The sequence below is a fragment of the Mycobacterium sp. genome (assembly GCF_049802695.1).
In the GTDB taxonomy this organism is placed as follows: Bacteria; Actinomycetota; Actinomycetes; order Mycobacteriales; family Mycobacteriaceae; genus Mycobacterium.
Map to the genome: position 1 here is coordinate 1 of NZ_JBARMY010000264.1, position 2,898 is coordinate 2,898.

3 protein-coding genes are annotated in these 2,898 nt (G+C 68.2%); 1 reads left to right on the forward strand and 2 read right to left on the reverse strand.

The features are described 5' to 3' along the window. Window positions 1–1,640 (reverse strand): ATP-dependent helicase (locus tag WA317_RS10860; protein WP_425173036.1); only part of this gene is annotated, 1,640 nt, incomplete at its 3' end. Window positions 1,641–1,763: 123 nt separating this feature from the next. Here WA317_RS10860 and mrx1 point away from each other — a divergent pair. Beyond that, window positions 1,764–2,018 (forward strand): mycoredoxin Mrx1, encoded by a 255-nt coding sequence (gene mrx1 / locus WA317_RS10865; RefSeq protein ID WP_425173034.1) that lies wholly within the window; start codon window positions 1,764–1,766, stop codon window positions 2,016–2,018. Here mrx1 and nudC read toward each other — a convergent pair. Then, the coding region (gene nudC, locus WA317_RS10870) for an NAD(+) diphosphatase (RefSeq protein ID WP_425173035.1) at window positions 1,987–2,898 on the reverse strand (912 nt) is incomplete at its 5' end. The two genes, mrx1 and nudC, sit on opposite strands and share 32 nt — an antisense overlap.

Here is a 2,898-nt window from a genome sequence, read left to right on the forward strand (position 1 = left end):
ACGTAAAGCAGCCGGCGTTCCTCTTCGACCGCTTCGCTGTCAGCGCCGTGTGCCAGTGCATGTGAGATGGGCAGCGTGCCGTCGGCTGCGCCGACCAGGAACACCGCATCCCACTCCAGCCCCTTGGCAGCGTGCAGCGACGCCAGCGTGACGCCCTGCACCACCGGAGGGTGACGGGAGTCGGCGCGCAGCCGAAGTTCGGCCAGCAGAGCGGGCAGGTCCAGCTGGGGGCGCTGCGCCACCTCATCGTCGACCAGTTCAGCCAGCGAAGTGAGCGCCTCCCAGCGCTCGCGCGCCCGCACACCGGCGGGCGGCTGCGCCGTCAAGCCCAACGGTTCCAGGACTTCACGCACCACCTCCGGCAGGTCGCCGGACAGACCGCGGTCGGCCGCCCGTCGCAGCGCGAGCAGTGCCTGTCTGACCTCCTGGCGACTGAAGAAACCCTCGCCACCGCGGACCTGATAGGGGATGCCGACCTCGGTCAACGCCTCCTCGTACACCTCGGACTGCGCGTTGATCCGGTAGAGGATCGCTATTTCAGCCGGCGCGGTGCCCGACTCGATGAGCTTGGCGATCGACGCGGCCGCCCCGGCCGCCTCTGCGACTTCGTCGGGGAACTCGTGAAACGACGGGACCGGCCCCGGGTCGCGCTGACCGATCAGGTGCAGCTTGCTGCCCGCCACCCGGCCACGAGCGGCGGCGATGACCCGGTTGGCCAGCGACACCACCTGCGGAGTGGACCGGTAGTCCCGCTCCAACCGCACCACGGTGGCGTCGGGGAAGCGCCGGGAGAAGTCCAGCAGGTAGCGCGGTGAGGCGCCGGTGAACGAATAGATGGTCTGGTTGGCGTCGCCGACGACGGTCAGGTCGTCACGGCCGCCGAGCCAGGCCGACAACACCCGCTGCTGCAGTGGGGTCACGTCCTGGTATTCGTCGACGACGAAGCAGCGGTACCGGTCGCGGAATTCCTCGGCCACCGAGCTGTCGTTCTCGATCGCCGCGGCGGTGTGCAGCAGCAGGTCGTCGAAGTCGAGCAGGGTTAGCCCGCCATCGTCACCGCCGCGCGATTTGAGCGTTTCGTAGGTCGCGTAAACGCCGGCGACGTTGGCGGCGTCGAGCGGGATGTCACGGCCGGCCTCGGCCACCGCGGCCGGATACTGCTCGGGAGTGATCAACGACGCCTTGGCCCATTCGATCTCGCCGGCCAGGTCCCGCACGTCGTCGGTGCTCAATTGCATTCCGCTACGTGTCGCAGCGCGCGCGACCACCGGAAATTTGCTGTCCAGCAGCCGCCAGCCGCTGTCACCGACCAGCCGTGGCCAGAAGTATCGCAGCTGACGGTGTGCGGCGGCGTGAAACGTCACTGCCTGCACCGAGCCGACCGCGGCCTGCGCGCCGGCGCCCAGCACCCGCAGCCGGGCACGCATCTCGCCGGCGGCGCGCTGGGTGAACGTCACTGCCAACACTTGTCCGGCGGCGACATGGCCGGCGGCGACCAGATGCGCGATACGGTGCGTGATGGTCCTGGTCTTGCCGGTTCCGGCGCCGGCGAGCACACAGACTGGTCCGCGTGGCGCCAGCACCGCTTCGCGCTGCTCGTCGTCCAGGCCGGCGATCAAGGGGTCGACGGTCACCGGCATGCCGTCCATCTTGGCAGCGCTGCCTGACAATTTCGCCGCAGCGCCACACCGCCAGATCCCGCTGGGATCCCGCATGGCCCGTTAAGAGGCAATACCGGGCCGACAGGATACGTTGGAAACACCATGACTACTGCTGCGCTCACCATGTACACGACAACTTGGTGCGGATACTGCCATCGGCTCAAGACGGTTCTGAAGAGCGCCGGGATCGACTATGACGAAGTCGACATCGAACACGATGCTGCGGCAGCGAAGTTCGTGGGTGCGGTCAACGGCGGCAACCACACCGTTCCGACAGTCAAGTTCGCCGACGGGTCGACGCTGACCAACCCGAGTGCGGCGGAAATCAAGGCGAAGCTGGCTGACCTGGACGGCTGACTTCACCTGCTATTGAGCCCGCCGCAACCCAGGATTCGATAATCTGCCTGGCGATCGAGATGGACGCCGGAAGAAGCAGTCTGGAATCCGAGCCGCTGCTCCAGTCACCGTCGGCGAGTGCGGTACGCACCTGCTGGCGGGTGAACCACGCCGCCTCGGCGATCTCCCCGTCGTTGAACGAGAACGCTTCCGACGGGTCGGCGACCGCGTGGAAGCCGACCATCAGCGAGCGGGGGAACGGCCAGGGCTGGCTGCCCAGGTAGCGGACGTCACGCACGGTCAGGCCGATCTCTTCGCGGATCTCCCGCGCGACGCACAGTTCGAACGACTCGCCCGCTTCGACGAAGCCGGCCAGCAGCGAGAACATCCGGTGCGGCCAGACTGTCTGCCGGGCCAGCACCGCACGATCGCCGCCGTCGTGGATCAGGCAGATCACCGCCGGGTCGATCCGGGGGAACTCCTCATGACCGGTCAGTGGGTTGAGGCGGGCCCAGCCATGCCGGACCGGTTTGGTCGGCGAACCGTCGACGGCGCTGAATCTCGCGTTGTCGTGCCAGTTGAGCAGTGCGGTCGCCGACGACACCAGCTGCGCGCCGATGTCGTCCAACAACTGGCCTCCGCGACGCAGATCAGCAACGTCGGCTTTGACGGCCGGATCCTCGGGTACCTGCAGCGGCCCGCGGATCGCCCATACGTGCCGGCCGTTCTCGAGACGCCCCAGGAACACCGCCTCCGGCGGCGGCTGGTCGGCCAATTCGATCGCCGCGCCGAGCACAACCCGGCCGTCGGCGACGAGCACCTGGTTGCGCGAATCCACCCGCAGCAGCCCCGCTTCGGCCCAGCCCGCAGCGGCGGCCTCGACGTCGGTGCGCAACTGGTC